Origin of the sequence: Microcoleus sp. BROC3, assembly GCF_036702515.1 — a bacterium.
GTDB lineage: Bacteria > Cyanobacteriota > Cyanobacteriia > Cyanobacteriales > Microcoleaceae > Microcoleus.
On the sequence record NZ_JAUBTQ010000013.1, the window covers coordinates 17,452 to 33,453 of the forward strand.

At 46.9% G+C, this 16,002-nt stretch carries 16 protein-coding genes; 11 read left to right on the top strand and 5 right to left on the bottom strand.

From position 1 onward, the window contains the following. Positions 1-10: 10 nt before the first annotated feature. Complete coding sequence (locus QUB30_RS10650; protein ID WP_333332953.1) at positions 11-1,654, bottom strand: DUF6930 domain-containing protein; 1,644 nt, start codon at positions 1,652-1,654, stop codon at positions 11-13. A 245-nt stretch (positions 1,655-1,899) separates the two neighbouring features. On the opposite strand from QUB30_RS10650, the gene QUB30_RS10655 reads away from it, so the two are divergent. The 3 genes from QUB30_RS10655 to QUB30_RS10665 all read left to right on the top strand — a co-directional run bounded on the left by QUB30_RS10655 (position 1,900) and on the right by QUB30_RS10665 (position 3,151). Then, entirely contained in the window at positions 1,900-2,253 is a 354-nt protein-coding gene (locus QUB30_RS10655; RefSeq protein ID WP_333332955.1) for an iron-sulfur cluster assembly accessory protein, read from the top strand. A gap of 87 nt (positions 2,254-2,340) precedes the next feature. Beyond that, positions 2,341-2,757 (top strand): tetratricopeptide repeat protein, encoded by a 417-nt coding sequence (locus tag QUB30_RS10660; protein WP_333332957.1) that lies wholly within the window; start codon positions 2,341-2,343, stop codon positions 2,755-2,757. Between the two features lie 196 nt (positions 2,758-2,953). After that, entirely contained in the window at positions 2,954-3,151 is a 198-nt protein-coding gene (locus tag QUB30_RS10665; RefSeq protein ID WP_006632682.1) for a hypothetical protein, read from the top strand. Positions 3,152-3,323: 172 nt separating this feature from the next. On the opposite strand, the gene QUB30_RS10670 is transcribed toward QUB30_RS10665, so the two are convergent. After that, positions 3,324-4,958, bottom strand: a complete 1,635-nt coding sequence (locus QUB30_RS10670; protein ID WP_333332959.1) for a DUF3352 domain-containing protein — start codon at positions 4,956-4,958, stop codon at positions 3,324-3,326. A 148-nt stretch (positions 4,959-5,106) separates the two neighbouring features. On the opposite strand from QUB30_RS10670, the gene thyD reads away from it, so the two are divergent. Beyond that, positions 5,107-6,033 carry a thylakoid membrane protein ThyD gene (thyD, locus tag QUB30_RS10675; protein WP_333332962.1) on the top strand — a complete coding sequence of 309 codons (927 nt, stop codon included), beginning with the start codon at positions 5,107-5,109 and terminating at the stop codon, positions 6,031-6,033. Positions 6,034-6,179: 146 nt separating this feature from the next. Next, entirely contained in the window at positions 6,180-7,235 is a 1,056-nt protein-coding gene (locus QUB30_RS10680; RefSeq protein WP_333332964.1) for a nucleotidyl transferase AbiEii/AbiGii toxin family protein, read from the top strand. 111 nt (positions 7,236-7,346) lie between these two features. On the opposite strand, the gene QUB30_RS10685 is transcribed toward QUB30_RS10680, so the two are convergent. Both QUB30_RS10685 and QUB30_RS10690 read right to left on the bottom strand, forming a co-directional pair. Continuing rightward, the gene (locus QUB30_RS10685; protein WP_333332966.1) at positions 7,347-10,094 is read right to left on the bottom strand and encodes a COR domain-containing protein; all 2,748 of its coding nucleotides are present in this window, start codon (positions 10,092-10,094) and stop codon (positions 7,347-7,349) included. 316 nt (positions 10,095-10,410) lie between these two features. Next, the gene (locus QUB30_RS10690; RefSeq protein ID WP_333333122.1) at positions 10,411-11,352 is read right to left on the bottom strand and encodes a glutathione S-transferase family protein; all 942 of its coding nucleotides are present in this window, start codon (positions 11,350-11,352) and stop codon (positions 10,411-10,413) included. A gap of 235 nt (positions 11,353-11,587) precedes the next feature. On the opposite strand from QUB30_RS10690, the gene QUB30_RS10695 reads away from it, so the two are divergent. Both QUB30_RS10695 and QUB30_RS10700 read left to right on the top strand, forming a co-directional pair. Next, positions 11,588-11,812, top strand: a complete 225-nt coding sequence (locus QUB30_RS10695) for an addiction module protein (protein WP_333143700.1) — start codon at positions 11,588-11,590, stop codon at positions 11,810-11,812. A 3-nt stretch (positions 11,813-11,815) separates the two neighbouring features. Then, positions 11,816-12,112, top strand: a complete 297-nt coding sequence (locus QUB30_RS10700; protein WP_190733283.1) for a type II toxin-antitoxin system RelE/ParE family toxin — start codon at positions 11,816-11,818, stop codon at positions 12,110-12,112. A gap of 59 nt (positions 12,113-12,171) precedes the next feature. Here QUB30_RS10700 and QUB30_RS10705 read toward each other — a convergent pair whose 3' ends face one another. Next, positions 12,172-13,074, bottom strand: a complete 903-nt coding sequence (locus QUB30_RS10705; RefSeq protein WP_333332969.1) for a hypothetical protein — start codon at positions 13,072-13,074, stop codon at positions 12,172-12,174. A 332-nt stretch (positions 13,075-13,406) separates the two neighbouring features. Here QUB30_RS10705 and QUB30_RS10710 point away from each other — a divergent pair, with 332 nt between their 5' ends. From QUB30_RS10710 to QUB30_RS10725, 4 genes are all read left to right on the top strand, one after another. After that, a complete protein-coding gene (locus QUB30_RS10710; RefSeq protein WP_333332971.1) occupies positions 13,407-14,342 on the top strand; it encodes a class I SAM-dependent methyltransferase in 936 nt (311 codons plus the stop codon). Between the two features lie 288 nt (positions 14,343-14,630). Continuing rightward, positions 14,631-14,969 (top strand): hypothetical protein, encoded by a 339-nt coding sequence (locus QUB30_RS10715; RefSeq protein WP_333332973.1) that lies wholly within the window; start codon positions 14,631-14,633, stop codon positions 14,967-14,969. Between the two features lie 490 nt (positions 14,970-15,459). Beyond that, positions 15,460-15,843: an Mth938-like domain-containing protein gene (locus QUB30_RS10720; protein ID WP_333332975.1), complete on the top strand. Its 384-nt coding sequence runs from the start codon at positions 15,460-15,462 to the stop codon at positions 15,841-15,843. A 10-nt stretch (positions 15,844-15,853) separates the two neighbouring features. Continuing rightward, positions 15,854-15,994 carry a hypothetical protein gene (locus QUB30_RS10725; protein ID WP_333332977.1) on the top strand — a complete coding sequence of 47 codons (141 nt, stop codon included), beginning with the start codon at positions 15,854-15,856 and terminating at the stop codon, positions 15,992-15,994. The last annotated feature ends 8 nt before the right edge of the window (positions 15,995-16,002 follow it).

The window sequence follows — 16,002 nt, forward strand, 5'->3', positions numbered from 1 at the left end:
TCAACTAACTTCAAAACATCGGCATCAACTGAAGCGGCCCAATTCCCAAGTCTTTAGCAGACACCCAGCGCACCTCAAACAAAGCGACCATATCCTTAAACTGAGGCTGACCGCGAGAAGCACCCATCAAGCCTTTAGCAATCACCAAACCGCACCAACCGTTCGTTAATTTACAGCGGCGCTCCCACTTTTGGCGAGCTTCCTGATGCACCGGATCGTTTTCATTAAATTCCCCAAACAAATACAGATCCCCATTTTTAGTTTGCAAAATACCCAAGTCGTATTGCTCATCTTGAAAAGGATCTTCGCCCGGATTAAAACAAATTGCCTTCACTCCTCCAGCTTCCTTCAAATCTTGAATCATAGTTTTCGCCTTCGGATGAGAAGTTTGGATCATCACCACCGGCAAACCATCTCCGGCGGTATTAATATCCATTTCTGCACCTTGGTGAAACTGGGCAGTTGCGCGCAGAAATTCTACCGTTCCCCAAGGTACGACGCCCAGACTCAAAAATGAATTTTGCGGCACTAAATCGTCCCGCAGCAGCGGCATTTCAAATTCATCATCATCCTCATCATCATCGCTATCACCGAGCATCTCTAATAATTCGTCGGAGACCTCGGGCATCGTCGAAACTTTAACGGATACCTGTTTAATTTCTCCGTCAGACTGCGGAACAGGGATGCGGTAGCGGCTGCTAAGACTGGGAAAGGTCTCTGCTCCCAATTTCCGGCGGCCGTTGCGGAAAAAGCGGTGAAATGCTTCGAGAGCAACTAACATCGTGAGGGCTTCTTCTTCGTAAAGAATCGATCGCAATCCTTCTAAAGGATGGAGGTTGCCGAAATTTGGTTCAATTTCCGATGGAGGCAAATCGGCTAAATCAATTTCTTCATCGTCGTCCTCATCAATATCTCCTGCACTTTCAAAGGTGAGAAACAAACAGTCTTGCCCTAAAAAAGCCTGTTCTAAATCTTCAAAAGATTCATCGTTGACGACTCGTTCTCGAAACCGCTTCAAGGATTCTAGAGAACGGTACAGTAAAACTCCGTAATCCATTCGGCCTTGCCCCAGTACGGAAACGTAGAGGCTGGCGACATCCCACTGATTGATTTCAATAGATATAATTTGGTGTTCGCTCAAAGTCCGCCACGGAGCGTCGTGCCAAATTTGAGCAGCTTTTTCCATTAAAACTTCAGCATACTGAGGGGGTAACTCAGGAGGTCTGTTGATCGCCACCTCTTCCATGCCGCGAAATATTTCGTCAATTAGGGGCAATTCCGGCACGTAGTCAATGGAAATGCCTAAATCTTGAAGTACGCCCCGCAGATAAAATTGAATTTCTCGGTTTTTAACTACTATTTTTTGGGGACGGACTGCGGGAGCCGGACTTTGGGGATGTTCCATTGCCCGTAGCAGGGCCCGGACGATCGCCTCTGGGCCAGCATCTGGGCCTACCATGTCCATAGCCCTCACGACTCCTTCGGAGCCATCGACCCAGAGAATGCACTCGCCACCAGCTTCTAGAACGTCATCGTCATCTAGTATCATGTGCGAGTCAGCATTAGATAAGGGTCGGCGATCGCCCTCCCACACGCTGGGAATTTGAGGTAAGTTTTGTAGCCGACGAAGAGTAGAGCGATTCAGCGCTGCCATAGAGTAAGCCCGTTGAGTGAAGCATTGTTGCGGTGCCGGTAGCCGGTCAACCGCTGCTTCTCAATCATAAACCCTATAGGGGGAGAGGACATCGAGCTTGGGAACGAGGCCCCAAGGGAATTAAAAATTAAAAGCTAAAAATTCTGCCTTCACCATCTAACCCAATGCCTTCTGACGAATGCCTGTACAATGGATGAATAAGATGAAACTCTTAGCATTAAACAGTATCAGGAGTTCGGCAAATTATGACTCAAGCCATTTCACAAAAGCGGGGCATTCAAATGACGGACTCTGCTGTCCGTCAAGTTTTAGCTCTGAGAGAAAAACAAGGTAAAGACCTCTGCTTGCGGGTAGGGGTGCGCCAGGGCGGATGCTCTGGAATGTCCTACGTGATGGATTTCGCAGACCCCAGCACTGTGAAAGCCGACGATGAAGTGTTCGACTACGAGGGTTTCCAAGTAGTTTGCGATCCCAAGAGCATTCTTTATCTCTACGGTTTGGTGCTCGACTTCAGCGATGCTATGATCGGGGGCGGCTTTCAGTTTACTAACCCCAACGCCACTCAAACTTGCGGCTGTGGCAGTTCTTTTTCTACATAAATTGGAAAATTGGGCATGGGGCAGAAAGTTGTTAACTGACCCATGCCCTTTTCCGTTCAACATCCCAAATCCCAAATCAAAAATCGAATGACCCCTGAAGAATTGTTTAAAGATGGTTTCGATCGCTACCAAGCTGGCGAAGCCCCGGCCAACCTAATCCCCGTGTTTAAAGAAGTGTGCGAGAAAGCTCCCAAAAATGGCAATGCCTGGGCTAGCCTCGCGTGGCTCTACCTGTTGGAAAATAAACCCGCACCGGCTCAAAAAGCAGCGAAAACAGCCGTTAAATTGAACCCTCACGACCCCCAAGCTCGCATCAACCTCGCAGTCGCCATCCTCGACCTCAAAGAAAAAGGGGTGCGCCCCCACGTAGAAGTCGCTCAGCAACTCCTGATGGCTTCGGAAGAGTTACTAGAGGAAGTTAAAAAAAATTTTGAAGAAGGATTAAGCAGAAAACCGGACTGGAAGAGTCTCGCCCGCGTTAAGCAGTGGCTGTTTGAGCCCTAACCGCGCAAACAAGTCGATTTTTGGGCGGGGATCGAGGAAATCGGCTTTGCGGTTTATTACGACATCGTAATAAATCAATAAATAACTTTATGGAAAACTCAGGAAGTCAGTGCTAGTATTTGAAAACTTAGACGATTGACAAATCCGCTCAGCGGTTTTCATACTTCACTACGATAATACTAGGAGTTGTAAAGACATGAGCACTGACAGCCACGTTAACATCAAGCCAGCAACCCGCAACCACAAAGGTTTCTTTATTCAGCCCGCTTCTTACAAGTTGATGAGCATCGATAAATCCGGCTGGGCATTGATTTGCATGGACAAAGCAGTTTGTCACTATGTAGATCCGGATGATTTGCAATTGCCGAATAAGTCGGGAATGTCTGAAGGTTAATTCTGAAGTTTTGAGAGACTTTAAGATGCTTTATTTGAGTAGCTGCCCTCCCCAGAGAGGCAGCAACTTTTTTTTGAGCAACTTTTTTTGTCAGAAGGAAGTTCGCCAACTCGCAGTGTAAGGGATTTAACGGATAGAAGGATAGGAGGAAAAATTATTGATTCCCGATTAACTAATTGTTAGATTTCTTCAAGGCAAAAAGCATCTCAAGCTGAGCATTTGTCGGTTGTGTAGAAGCTGTGGCTACGCTAACTCCTCGGAGAGAATTGAGCAATTCAGCGACGGGCGGCGAAACTAAATTTGGCTGTACAGCGAGCAAATATTGGTTAGCCCAAGACATGGTTTTTTCCATATCTATATAAAAGTAACCTTGGTTGGCTTGCGGCAAAGAAGTGGCGATCGCCTGAAAACTCGGACTGCTGCTTAGCGGTTGCGGTGGCGTCGAAGTAATCACATCAACTAAAGGCCCGCCGAAAGCTACAAACACAGAATTTTCATTCAGCCAACCGTGCCCGAATAAAGTGCCTTGCTGGGGTATTTGCCACTCCGTAACCTCTTTGCCCTCAACGGTTCTAGGGGCGACACTGACTGTAGGATTGCTTTTGGCGATCGCATCGAGTTTTTTCAAGGTTGCTTCGGCTGCAGGGCGATCGCTTGTTTCAAAAATCATCGCCGCCCCCACGCCCAACTGAGACAAAATGCCTTGATTGGAACCGATCGCCCCGATCGCAAATTCCCCGTTCATCCAACCAAAAACATCACGATCGGCATCCAAATCCAACCGCTTAAAACTATCCCTCACCTGCTGAACTCCCCTATCAACTTCCGGGCTATCTTGTGCCTCAGCGGTTGCTTGCGACCAAATTTTATCGATTCCCTTGCCACCAATTAAAGCAATAGTTTCATCCGGAAATCTGGGCAACAATTTCGAGGCAAATTGTGGATTTTGCTGAACGAATTTAGGGTCTAACTGAGCAATAGTTTTTACCCTCAATCCCTCACTATCCGCCCCTATTCCCGCCACCAAAGACTTGACCTGTTTGAACTGCGAAAAAACTGTCCAAGGCAACTGGATATCTGCGGGCAAATTAGCTTTCAATTGCTCAATTGCCGCAGGATAGTCAGCAATATAAACAGTTGCGATCGGATTCTTGACACCAGCACTCTCTGCAAAAAACTTAGTTGTGCTCTGCTGCGTAGCGAGGGAGGGTTCTCCTTTAAAAGTATCGATCGCCAATTCCACAGGCTTTTTCAAAGGAGCCATCACTAATTGGTCGTTCAGCAAAGCCACACTGTAGCGCTTGCCAGTTGGCTCTGCAATCTCATAAATTTTAACTCCTTTATACTCGGTTTCTTGAGTAGTTGCACCGGGCTGAGATTTTAATTTATTAGCAAAATTCCAAGCGCTAATTTTATTGTTGACGCTGACTACAACCAGCAGCTTAGGAGGCTCGGTTTTCGCCGCAGCATCAGGGGGCAGCAAAGCGACCATCACCCCCCCTAACCAAGGCTTTAAGTCCCTGTCAAAGTCAATTTGAGTGCCTGCCAAGCTTTGTTCTTGAAAGGTCTTCAAACCCTGACCGACCAACTTTTGAGCCCCTGCCGTGCCAAATCGCTGCAACTGTGACAGCGCTTGGGGGTTGGGGGAGATGAACGCGGCCATCATTGCTTCGTCGGGCACAACTTTGGCGCTGTCTTGAGGGTTGGATACTTGTTGGCTCAAACCCTGGAAGTAAAAGTAGACCGCAGCGCTACCTGCTGCGACGGTGGAGGCAGCAATTAGAAGCTTTGATTTTTTTGCAGGCATGGTTTGTGTTCCTCGTGTCCCATATCAGTTTAATCAAAATACAGAAAGCTTGTGGGGAGGCGATCGGGCTGGCTCTCTAGTTTTGTATAATCAAAGACAAGTTTGGACGATCGTCTAAACTACTGTTGATGTGCATTGCGGGTAAAAGATGAAAGTAGCGATCGCGGGAGCAACGGGATTTGTAGGTAGCCGGCTGGTGGAAAAGCTGCAAGCTGCGGGACATCAAGTGGTAGTTTTGAGCAGGGATGCGGCGAAGGCTGGCCGAGTTTTTCCCGCTTCAGCTTATCCGAATTTGGAAGTTGTCGCCTACACTCCAGCGGAGTCTGGTGATTGGCAAAAGTCGATCGCGGGCTGCGATGGTGTTGTCAATTTAGCTGGGGTTCCGATTGCTGAGGAAAGGTGGACGGAGGCACGCCAGCAAGCAATTCTGGACAGTCGCAAACTGACGACGGCAAAATTGGTCGAGGCGATCGTCAATGCTAATCCTAGACCATCGGTGTTGGTTAGCGCATCGGCGATCGGCTATTACGGAACCAGCGAAACCGCTGAGTTTGACGAAACGAGCCTCGCGGGAAACGATTTTTTAGCAGCAGTGTGCAAAGACTGGGAAGCAGCAGCCCAACCTGCAAAAAATGCGGGAACGCGGCTAGCAATTTTGAGGCTGGGGATAGTTTTGGGAATGGGAGGCGCGTTGGCAAAAATGCTGCCACCTTTTAAACTATTTGCTGGTGGGCCGCTAGGCACTGGGAAACAGTGGTTTTCTTGGGTTCATCGCGAGGATGTGGTTGATTTAATTTTGTACGCTTTGCAAAATCCGCAAGTTGAAGGCGTTTTGAATGCGACAGCACCGAATCCGGTGCGGATGAATGAATTGTGCCAAACTTTAGGGGAAGTTTTAAAGAGGCCTTCTTGGTTGCCGGTGCCAAGTTTTGCTTTAGAAATGCTTTTGGGAGACGGGGCAAAAGTTGTTTTGGAAGGGCAAAAAGTTTTGCCAAAACAAACTTTAGCTAGCGGTTTTCAATATCAATATCCGACGCTGAAATTAGCACTCGAAGAGATTTTATCGGAAAGCTAGGAACCTACGGAATAGAACCCGCCGAATAGAATTCGGATGCTCCACAAACAAAGTCCGCCTGCGCGGATTGGAAGAAAATTCCTCGTTACCAGGCTCTGCCTGGTAACGCAGTTCCAGAGGCTCAGCCTCGCTTTTGCCGAAAGCAGATGAACAATCAAGAAATAGCAACCGCATTTAAAGTTCCCGCAGAACTTCCATTTCTTCAAGCTATCTGCTGGCAAATTGCGGATGTCAAAAAATTGAGTTTCAAGGAAATGCTATGTCGCTACGAATCCGGCTGGCAGTATTGGGGAGTTTTGGGAAAACCTAGCTCCGAGGAACTGGCTTTTATTCAACAAATCAGCCAACAGCATCAATCTTGGTTAATAGCGGAACTGGGAAGCAGTTGCCCGCCAAACACTCCCGAAAATGGGGTAAGTTCTCAAGCAATGTTTAAACGCGAAATTCATCAAAAGATATTAACTGTACTCAGCCACTTGAATGTCGAATTTCTACAGGAATATCGGGCGTATTTTGGCGGCGGAACGTTGGTAAGTATGGAACACGGAGAATATCGGTTGAGCCAGGATATTGACTTTATGTGTCCGATGGATGATGGCTACCGTCTCCTGCGCCGAAAAGTTGCAGATGGAGGCTATGATGCGATTTTTGCTAGTCGCGATACCCTTGGGGATAGCTTCGCTTCACGCATTGTTCTCCCGAACGATATTCAAGCCAACCAGTACGGGATAAGATTTCCAGTTATTGTTAGTGGCACTACTATTAAGTTCGAGATGGTTTGTGAAGGGCGAATTGAGTTTGGCGAACCAAATTATCCAAATTGGTCGCCTGTTCCTTGTTTGAATCAGATTGATAGTATAGCAGAAAAGTTGTTGGCAAATGCGGATCGATGGCCGAGCGATCGGGTAAATTCTAGAGATTTAATCGACTTGGCTATTCAAAGGTTAGCGACTCCGATTCCCCAAGAGGCGATCGACAAAGCGGAAGCAGCTTATCAAGTTATGGAACCGCTCGAGCGAGCGATTCAGTATTTTCAAGATCGTCCCGATTATCGGGAAAAATGCTATGAGGTTTTGAGTATCGCAGAGCCAAATAAAGTTATTGACGGTATCGATTTACTAGCTCAGGATTTAGGCCAAGAAATAACAGGCAGGACATTTAGCGAGACTATTTCCTCGTTCCCAGGCAGGCTTGAAGATTAGATGCTTAGATGCTGGATTTGGTCTTGCTCTCCTTCCAGGCAGAGCATGGGAACTTGAGATTTCCTGTTTAAATTATCACACGATCGTAATAATGGTGTCAAGATAAAAATCTTAATACTCATCTATAAACTGCTCGTGAACCCACAGAAATTCGCGGCGTCTGTTCTGCACCCGCACCAAGCCACCAAAACCAGGATCTTTTGCTTTTAGCAGCGCGTGTAATTCTCGCAAAATCGAGCCTTGGGCGCGGATGGCTGCTTCGCCCTGTTGCCAATCAGGGGCATCACTTTCGGTAGACAAATTAGTCGCTAAATCGCTTCCTTTCAAGGTAGACTCGATGCTTTTTTGTCCGAAATCGAGTTCCTCTTCAATGCCTTTGTAGGTGGCTTCATCTAGCATTAGCTTGGTTGCCGAGGCTGCGACAGGTAAGACTAGACTCAGAGTTCCTGTCAAAATTTTGAGATAGGGGGCTGCTTTGGTAAACCATTCGCGCGACACTTCCAATTCATAAACTCCCTTCTTCTTGTCGTTAGGATTTAAGGCGGGAAGCGGTTGACGAGAGTGTTCGCACCAGAGGGTAATTTGCAATTTTGTACTTATCCATTTGGGGCGATCGAAAAAGCTTGGATCGACGGGCTTGAAACTGAACAGGCGCGGGCCATCTTTGGCTTCATCGGTGAGCATTTGCATTAGCGACGCAAATTCCTCATCGACTTTGCTGAGAATGATCCGCTGATCCTGAGACAATGACTGAAAGCGTTCTTCACCTCGACGATCGACAATCGCTAAATCTTTGCGGATGATTTTTAGCTCGTCTTTGACAATATTTCGGAACTGCTGAATGCCTATTTGTTGCGATGGGGGTTGAGCAGTGGGGGCGTTATTCAGCAGACAATCGATGTTTTGCCATTCACCACAGCCTGAAATGGGACAGGGATACTCATGACGATTCTTCTTTTTGCTCTCAATTAGTTTCTCTACCTCAAATAAGCCGTTTCCCGGCGCATTCATACCGCAAGGCGCAATGCAGGGAACCATCACATTACATCGCAATCCTTCCCAGAAATACTCGACTACCCATTTAATCTCTTCCGTGAGATAAGACAAAAACCGTTCTGGATAAGCTGCCCGCACGGTAATTTTTACATCAGTGTCAACATATTCCAGCAAAGCCCGACCGTTGTAGTCGTTGTCAAGCATCAAACCCCGTTGCCAATGGATACTTTTTTCGTAATTGCACCGCCCCAGTGAGTATTTGTGCAAGCGCACAATCAATTGATAAAACAATCCTTCTGCTACTGCAAGTTGTCGTCGATCGTCCACAATCCGGCAGATTTGCACTTGTTGTCTGTCTCCGGCTTCGGGTTGCTGTCCCCAATTGGGCAATTCCGGGCGTGTATCGCGTACAAGTTGAGCAATCAAGCTGGTATTGCTGGGTTTAGCTGGGTCGAGGACAACCCGGTAGGACAAATCGAAGCGTTCCATCAGCTTGAGAAAGATGGGATGTAGTTCTTTCGGGTAGCCGTCCTCGCCTGGAAACGGGGGATTACTCCATAATTCGCCCAGATGCTCAAAATCTACTAAACCGTTGCGGCGGCGGGTTGTTTCATCATCGAGTACAAAGCTGATTGCCTTTGCTAGCCAGTCGGGTTTGAGGATGACGATATCCCGCAGTATTGGATCGTAATGGTAATGGATGAAATGCCCCAAGGTATGGGAAATGCGAAGGAAAAGTTCTGCTTGTTCTTTATCGATTCCCTGTTGAGCGCAGATGGCAAGAACATCATCGTAGGGCAGATAGGCTTTGTCGTTTGTCTGCAAGATTTCCCGCACTCGCTGCCACTTGGCGGGAACGGAACGTCCCATTTCGGGAAGAGATGCGGCGACACTAGCAATCTTTTGTTTTAATTCTGCCAGCCCGGTGCAGGAGTTCTGAAGCTCAGGTTTGCTGTCTACATGGAAGAAGTCAAGCACCGTATCGCTGCCGAATCGATCCTGAATTTCCTGTCTGTCAATGTCGGGTTGTCGCTGTCCGGGGCCGCCGTGGGTTGCGACTACTAGCACCTTGGCATCCGGTGCGCGATGCTTGATCAGGGTAATCCACTCTTTGACAAAGCCCTGCTGGGGGCCTTCTCGCGGCTTCCACACCACCAGATACACGGCTGGTGCACTGAAAAACAACTGGTGTGTCGATCGATAAACCGGTTGACCGCCAAAATCCCAACCATTGAGCGATATCTCTGTGCCACTGTCGGGATGGGTGACAATAACTGGCTTAATTTCAATGCCGTGAGTGGTGGGACGACTTTCTAGCCATTCATCCTCCCGCAATGCGCCCAACAGACAACTCTTGCCCACCTCGCCTTCACCGATCAAAATCAGCTTGGCTTCATTCAGGGTGATCTTTGCTTCTGCCTTTGCCTGCAGGTATTGCAAGACGGCTTTAGTGCCTTGCTCATAGGCAGCAGCGAGGTCAGGATTGAGAGGGTTGTTGTGCAACCTAAGCCCCCTCCATTCCAAATTAGTAAGAGATGCGATCGACTCTGGTAGTTCCCTCAGTTGGTTGTTGCTGAGGTAAAGCGTTTGCAACTGGGTGAGGGAGGCGATCGCCTCTGGCAGTTCCGTCAGTTGGTTATCGGAGAGGTTAAGCAATTGTAACTGTGTCAGGGAGACAATCGCCTCTGGTAGTTCCCTCAGTTGGTTGTTGCTGAGGTAAAGCACTCGCAACTGAGTGAGGGATGCGATCGCCTCTGGCAGTTCCGTCAGTTCCAGGTAGCGAAGATCAAGTGCTATTGCTCCCTGTCGCCGTGCCTGTTCAATGCGCTGCCGTGCTTCCCGATCGCCCTTATTTCCTAACATTGCCAATTCCTTGTTTGGATTTTTGTATATAAGTTACGATCGCCTTTTGAGATGACTCGGGCGATCGCCAGACATGATTTGATTTTGAATATTGCTTAATCTCACTTCAAAATAACACGAATATTTTGTCGATCGTGAGGTTTGAGTAAAGGAGAGAATAAAGCGTTTGTTAGAGGGTTAAGGCGAGGCAGAGCCTCTGCATATGCGTTACCAGGCAGAGGCTGGGAACGAGCTAAACCTGGTTTTTGACTCCCCGCCCAAGCATCCTAGAAACCCGGTTTCTGCGATAATTCTGGCATCTTCACGCCCGATTTTGTTAAGAAACCCGGTTTCTGAGTCCTGCGCGATCGTGAGCTTTGAGCAAACTCGCCGGATCGGGTCCAGCGGGGATAATGCAGCCGGGATTCAGCGGGAACAAATTGCCGTAATAATCGCGCTTCACCGCCTCCAAATCGCAAGTGCCAGCAACTCCCGGTAACTGATACAAATCGCGCAGATAGGCTCCCAAATGCTCGTAATCTTGAATGCGGCGCACATTGCATTTGAACAAGCTGTAGTAAACGGCATCAAAACGGAATAGAGTAGTAAAAAGCCGCACGTCTGCTAAAGTCACCCGATCGCCACAAAGATAACGACTCCTCAAGAGCGATCGATCGATCTCGTCTAAAACAGCAAACAATTCACTGCAAGCCGAGTCATAAGCAGCTTGAGATTGCGCGAAACCGCAGCGATAAACGCCGTTATTCACCGATTGGTAAATCTTCTCATTCCACTCGTCAATTTGCGATCGCAAATCCAGAGGATAAAGATCCATTTGAGGATTGCTAGCAAACTCGTTAAACTCCGAGTTTAGCATCACAATAATTTCCGAACTCTCGTTATTGACGATCGTCCTTTTCGACTCATCCCACAGCACCGGCACCGTACACCGCCCCTGATAGCCCGGTAAAGCCAACTGGTAAAGTTCCGGCATCGTGTTGCAGCCAAAAGTCTCCGACTCCATCACCCACATTCCCCCTTCAGAGGGATAGACAATCGACACCGATATCGCATCTTCAAGCCCTTTGAGCGCTCTCGTTACCAGAGTGCGGTGCGCCCAAGGGCATCCCGTACCCACGAAGAGGCGATACCGTCCCGCAGCGGGTTGGTAAGGGTTATCTGGTGCTGTGCTGACAAAGTTGCGGAAACTGCTGGTGGGGCGAATGTATGCTCCCGTGCGATCGGGCGGCGCTAGTTTTGACATCATTAATTGCCACATTGATGTCCAGACAAATTTGCCTAGCTTGACTGTTACGGATGAAGGAAGCGATTTGTTTTTCACAAGGCGATTAAAAGAGGTTTGCTAAACATAATTTGCTTATTTTAACTCAAGTTTGTTCCCTCGCTCCCAGGCAGAGCCTGGGAACGCAGATCCAGAGGCTCTGCCTCGCTCTGTTCGATCGTGGTTTTGAGTTATAATAATCTACTAAGTCCTTGGCGCTTAACTCAAATTTATGGATTTCACAGGCACATTAAATCAGATCGTCGCCCTCAGCGTTCAAGATCGGATTCGTCTTGTACAAGCAATCTTAGACAGTATAGCGGCAGAACAAGTTCACCCAGACCTGACAGACTTTCAAAAGCAGGAACTAGATCGCCGAATTGATGATTCTGAAGCAAATCCTGATAATGTGCTGACTTGGGAAGAAGTTAAAGCTTCCGTCAAAGCACGAAAATAAACTATGAATTATGCGTTAGTATTCCGTCCAGAAGTTCGTGAAGAAGTGGATGAAGCATACACTTGGTATGAAAGTCAGCAACTAGGACTTGGTGACGAGTTTTTAGACTGTATTGACGAAATGCTCGATCGAATTTGCCAGATGCCGGAGTCCTATCCCGTTGTCTATCGCGATGTTCGGCGATCGGTGGTGCGTCGCTTTCCCTATGCTGTGTATTATCGCATTGTATCAAGCCGAGTGATAGTGACCGCCATTTTTCACGGTAGCAGAGACTCAACAGCATGGCAAACGCGAACCTAACCAGTTCCCTCGTTACCATGCTCTGCCTCCCTCTGTTCCCTCGCCTGGGAAGGACTTTTCTAGTCTCTGCCAGAGGCTATTTCAGCATAAGCTCGATCGATCACTCGGCGAGCAACCGTCTGAATTCCCGTATGTTCGTAATAATTGGTAGTCATGTCTAAAAACGCCGCCACATAATCCAATTTGTCATCGGCAACATCAATGTATTGCTTGAGATGGCCTAAAACTATGGCGGGAGTTAAGCCGCGAGACTGTACTAAATTGTTCATCCAACCTTGCGCTGAGGCGAAACTTGCTGTCATAAATCCGAACTTTTGTGAATTATTTGCGCCGGGAATTAGGTTGCTGATATTTTGGAATGTTGAGTTTTGCTGCAAGGTTGAAGGATTCAATCCGCCTAGGGTATTTTGTGCTACTCTAATGAAGTCGGGGCCAAGGGGAATTAAACCGTCAGCACAAACTAAAGCAGCCATCCGCATCAGAGATTCGCCTTTGTAATGGGATAAATAATTACCAAAGCTTCCCACATTGTCAAGGGAAATATTGTTAAGTTTGCAGAAGGCCATTAACTCGATCGCCACTTTGACGCACAAGTCGATCGTTTGAGTGGTGTCAGCTTTGGGAGTGAGGCGGTTGAGAAAAGAAAGAAAGCCGATGTTTTCGCCGATTTTATTTGCCATAGCCGTTGCACCTAACGCACTGTCGGCGCTGTCTGCTAACTGGTAAAGCCTGACTACGCCTTGATACGGCTCGTTGGGGTTAGCGTAAAGCTCGATCGCGCGATCGCGAACTTTCCCAACTAACTTGCGCTTTGTTTCCCCTGTCAGCGCTTGAATAGTATTATCAAAACCCACTAGATTGTTCCACTCCCCCGGAACCACAAAATCGAGAGATTTTAACATCATCACAGTGACGCCACCAGACGGCAAATTATCAACCAATTCCACAATAGATTTGCTCATCACAAACTCCTAAATAGCCAGATTTAAAGTGTTCTTCCAAATACTCCAAGTTCGGAAAATCCCATTCCCGATTCCTTTGTAAATTCCCCAGCACTAAGTAGGTAAGCACAAAGAAATATTATACCACCCGAACCACTTTTGCCCTACTCCGATCTTTTCTCTCCTTTCTAACTCTGCGTTCTCTGCGCCCTCTGCGGTTCATTAAAAAAAGTCTTTTTCACAAAACATTTGCATTTCACTCGGCCTCACAAAGTTAAGTTTCATTATATAGACCAACTCAAAAGCGCCGCAACGTGGTAAAATAAATGGCGCAAAATAGAAAAAACTAAAATATGACTGTTGCAGTTAACAAAACTCCGGGATTAGCCTCGCGCTTAGTAAATGGCGTAATCTCCATCAAGCCTTTGGCTAATCTAGCCAAGCACCAAGCGCGGGAAATGATGATGAAAAGAGCCGCAAAAATCGGAGTGCATTGGCGACAAGAAGTCCAAGCACTTGTGTCCCGGAATTGGGATGCAGAATTGCTCAGCGTGCAAAATCCCAATCTTGTTTACCCGAAATATTACCTCACTTCATTTCATGGCTACGAAAAGGGTCATATGAGTTGGGAAGCAGCGACAGAATTTGAAGTAGCCGCCCGCACTGTTCACGCCGGAATTTGGCCGGAAGCGGGTGCAGAAGGCGATGCTAAACTCCGCGCCAGCTATCACGAAATCATCCAATCTCAAATTGCTTCTTCACCGCAAGATATTGTTGATTTGGGATGCAGTGTGGGAATGAGTACGTTTGCTCTTGGGGATGTTTACCCGGAAGCGAAGATGACTGGGGTGGATTTGTCCCCTTATTTTTTAGCAGTTGCTAAATACCGTTCTCAACAGCTAGAATCGGAATTTTTAAATCAAAAATCTCCAACTTGGGTGCACGCTGCAGCTGAATCTACTGGTTTGCCTGCGAATGCTTTCGACCTAGTTTCTATCTTTTTAGTTTGTCACGAATTGCCGCCGAAACCTACTAGAGAAATATTCCGGGAAGCGAGGCGTTTGCTGCGTGTTGGCGGACATTTGACAATTATGGATATGAATCCCCAGTCGGAAGTTTATGCCAAAATGCCTCCTTATATTTTGACTTTGCTCAAGAGTACGGAGCCTTATTTGGATCAGTATTTTGGGTTGGATATTGAGCAAGCTTTGGTAGATTCCGGTTTTGCACAGCCGACAATCACTTGCAATACCGTCCGACACCGCACTATTGTTGCTGAGGCAATATAGCGCTTTTCAGTATAGTGAACTACAGTTATCGGGTAGGACACGGCACTGCCGTGTCTAAAGCTGTCTTTATTTAATTCGATTGAAAACTGCTATAAATAGTAAAGTTGCATAGATATTATTCAGTCCTTGGGGCGGTGCGTGAGTGTAAATAGTCTAATCTGTGGATTTAAAGATTTCTGCAACCGCGCACCCTACCGATAAATAATTCCCATGCTACCGGATTTGATATTAGACCGCCGTAGGAGCTATTAGTAGCGCCATTTGTTACACATTTTGATAAAACCCTCAATGAAGGACATCATCATGAACCCGACAGCCCCCTCTCAAAACGTCATCGATTGTTTGCAGGTTATTTTGGATGCGACAGCATCGAAAAATTACGAGCTTTTTAGCACAGTGGGCGATACAGGCTACAAAACGAGCATTACACAAAAAATGTTTGACGATGTTAGCGAGCAGATTGCTTCACGTCTGGAAAAGGGATATTCAATTACTTATTTTGGTGAGCTAAAACAAGGTAATTGTCAGATTTTTTTGTGGAAGCTGAGTTTTGAAGATGGTGGAGATGAATTTGTCATACATATGACGATGAATGGAGACAAAGTTGCTGGGATTTTCATCGAATAACCTATCTTGCTGGATAGTAATTCCGGTTGCACGAGCGAGATGACTGTTGGCTTTTGAGTGTTGAGTAAAAGTATGCTTCCTGACAACTGACTGTGGGGATATTTGAACAATACTGATGCAACCGGAAACAATATAATTAGAAAGCTGGCGAAACACACTATTTCTAGTGTAGATTGACCTGGCACCCTGAAATTTATTTGCGGTCTATCGACATTGCGTAGAAACCGGGTTTCTGAGCGTAAGTCACACCAGAACTATGAATGGACAAAACACCAGTTGGTAGAAATGTTTGCACCAATATCTCGAAAGTGGCGAGAGCAATGCTTAACTCAAGGACTTGATGTTTGTAAACTAGCCTTGATTGACTCAACAGAGATAATTTCAGTTAAGCTAAAGTTACTGGCTGCCGCTCAATTTAGCCGTTAGGCGCTCCTATCTACATTGCCTCAATCTCTTTTGTCCATCTTTTTATGATATAAAAAACAAGATAATGAGCAATTCTCAGAAAAGCCTGATTAGTCATATCTCTTGGGGACGTATTAAAGTAACCACTGACGGCAAAACTTGTCAATTCAAAGATTGTAAAGTATGGTCGGGAGGTGCTAAGGAATGGGATTGGAAACTCACAGGTACTCGTCACCAACCAGGTATTCAACCTGCTGATATCGAAGAAATTTTAGAGCAAGGTATAGAATTTATGGTTTTGACACGTGGTATGGAACTCATGCTACATACCTGTCCTGAAACTGAAGAACTGCTGCGTCAAAGAGGTATTGAGTATTATATTGGGCCTACCAAATTGGCTGTAGACCTTTTCAACAATTTAATCCAACAAGGTAAGAAGGTCGGGGGAATATTTCACTCAACCTGCTAACGCGGTACCGATGCAGCAAGGAAATTCTCTGGAACATTCGCTCGGAGAAAGATTGAAACAAGCAGCTAGCCATGGCAATTTGCAGCAGATTCAAGGGGTTGTATCTCTCACCTCCTATGGATTCCCCGGTGTATTCGCGTCGATGGTGTAGCCATGTAA

What these genes read in the sequence shown, in the direction of transcription:
- QUB30_RS10695 (WP_333143700.1), top strand. Translation starts at nt 11,588, where the DNA reads ATGGATTTCACAGGCACATTAAATCAGATCGTCGCCCTCAGCGTTCAA.
- QUB30_RS10705 (WP_333332969.1), bottom strand. Translation starts at nt 13,074, where the DNA reads ATGAGCAAATCTATTGTGGAATTGGTTGATAATTTGCCGTCTGGTGGC.
- thyD (WP_333332962.1), top strand. Translation starts at nt 5,107, where the DNA reads ATGAAAGTAGCGATCGCGGGAGCAACGGGATTTGTAGGTAGCCGGCTG.
- QUB30_RS10680 (WP_333332964.1), top strand. Translation starts at nt 6,180, where the DNA reads ATGAACAATCAAGAAATAGCAACCGCATTTAAAGTTCCCGCAGAACTT.
- QUB30_RS10655 (WP_333332955.1), top strand. Translation starts at nt 1,900, where the DNA reads ATGACTCAAGCCATTTCACAAAAGCGGGGCATTCAAATGACGGACTCT.
- QUB30_RS10670 (WP_333332959.1), bottom strand. Translation starts at nt 4,958, where the DNA reads ATGCCTGCAAAAAAATCAAAGCTTCTAATTGCTGCCTCCACCGTCGCA.
- QUB30_RS10650 (WP_333332953.1), bottom strand. Translation starts at nt 1,654, where the DNA reads ATGGCAGCGCTGAATCGCTCTACTCTTCGTCGGCTACAAAACTTACCT.
- QUB30_RS10715 (WP_333332973.1), top strand. Translation starts at nt 14,631, where the DNA reads ATGAAGGACATCATCATGAACCCGACAGCCCCCTCTCAAAACGTCATC.
- QUB30_RS10690 (WP_333333122.1), bottom strand. Translation starts at nt 11,352, where the DNA reads ATGTGGCAATTAATGATGTCAAAACTAGCGCCGCCCGATCGCACGGGA.
- QUB30_RS10665 (WP_006632682.1), top strand. Translation starts at nt 2,954, where the DNA reads ATGAGCACTGACAGCCACGTTAACATCAAGCCAGCAACCCGCAACCAC.
- QUB30_RS10710 (WP_333332971.1), top strand. Translation starts at nt 13,407, where the DNA reads ATGACTGTTGCAGTTAACAAAACTCCGGGATTAGCCTCGCGCTTAGTA.
- QUB30_RS10660 (WP_333332957.1), top strand. Translation starts at nt 2,341, where the DNA reads ATGACCCCTGAAGAATTGTTTAAAGATGGTTTCGATCGCTACCAAGCT.
- QUB30_RS10720 (WP_333332975.1), top strand. Translation starts at nt 15,460, where the DNA reads ATGAGCAATTCTCAGAAAAGCCTGATTAGTCATATCTCTTGGGGACGT.
- QUB30_RS10700 (WP_190733283.1), top strand. Translation starts at nt 11,816, where the DNA reads ATGAATTATGCGTTAGTATTCCGTCCAGAAGTTCGTGAAGAAGTGGAT.
- QUB30_RS10685 (WP_333332966.1), bottom strand. Translation starts at nt 10,094, where the DNA reads ATGTTAGGAAATAAGGGCGATCGGGAAGCACGGCAGCGCATTGAACAG.
- QUB30_RS10725 (WP_333332977.1), top strand. Translation starts at nt 15,854, where the DNA reads ATGCAGCAAGGAAATTCTCTGGAACATTCGCTCGGAGAAAGATTGAAA.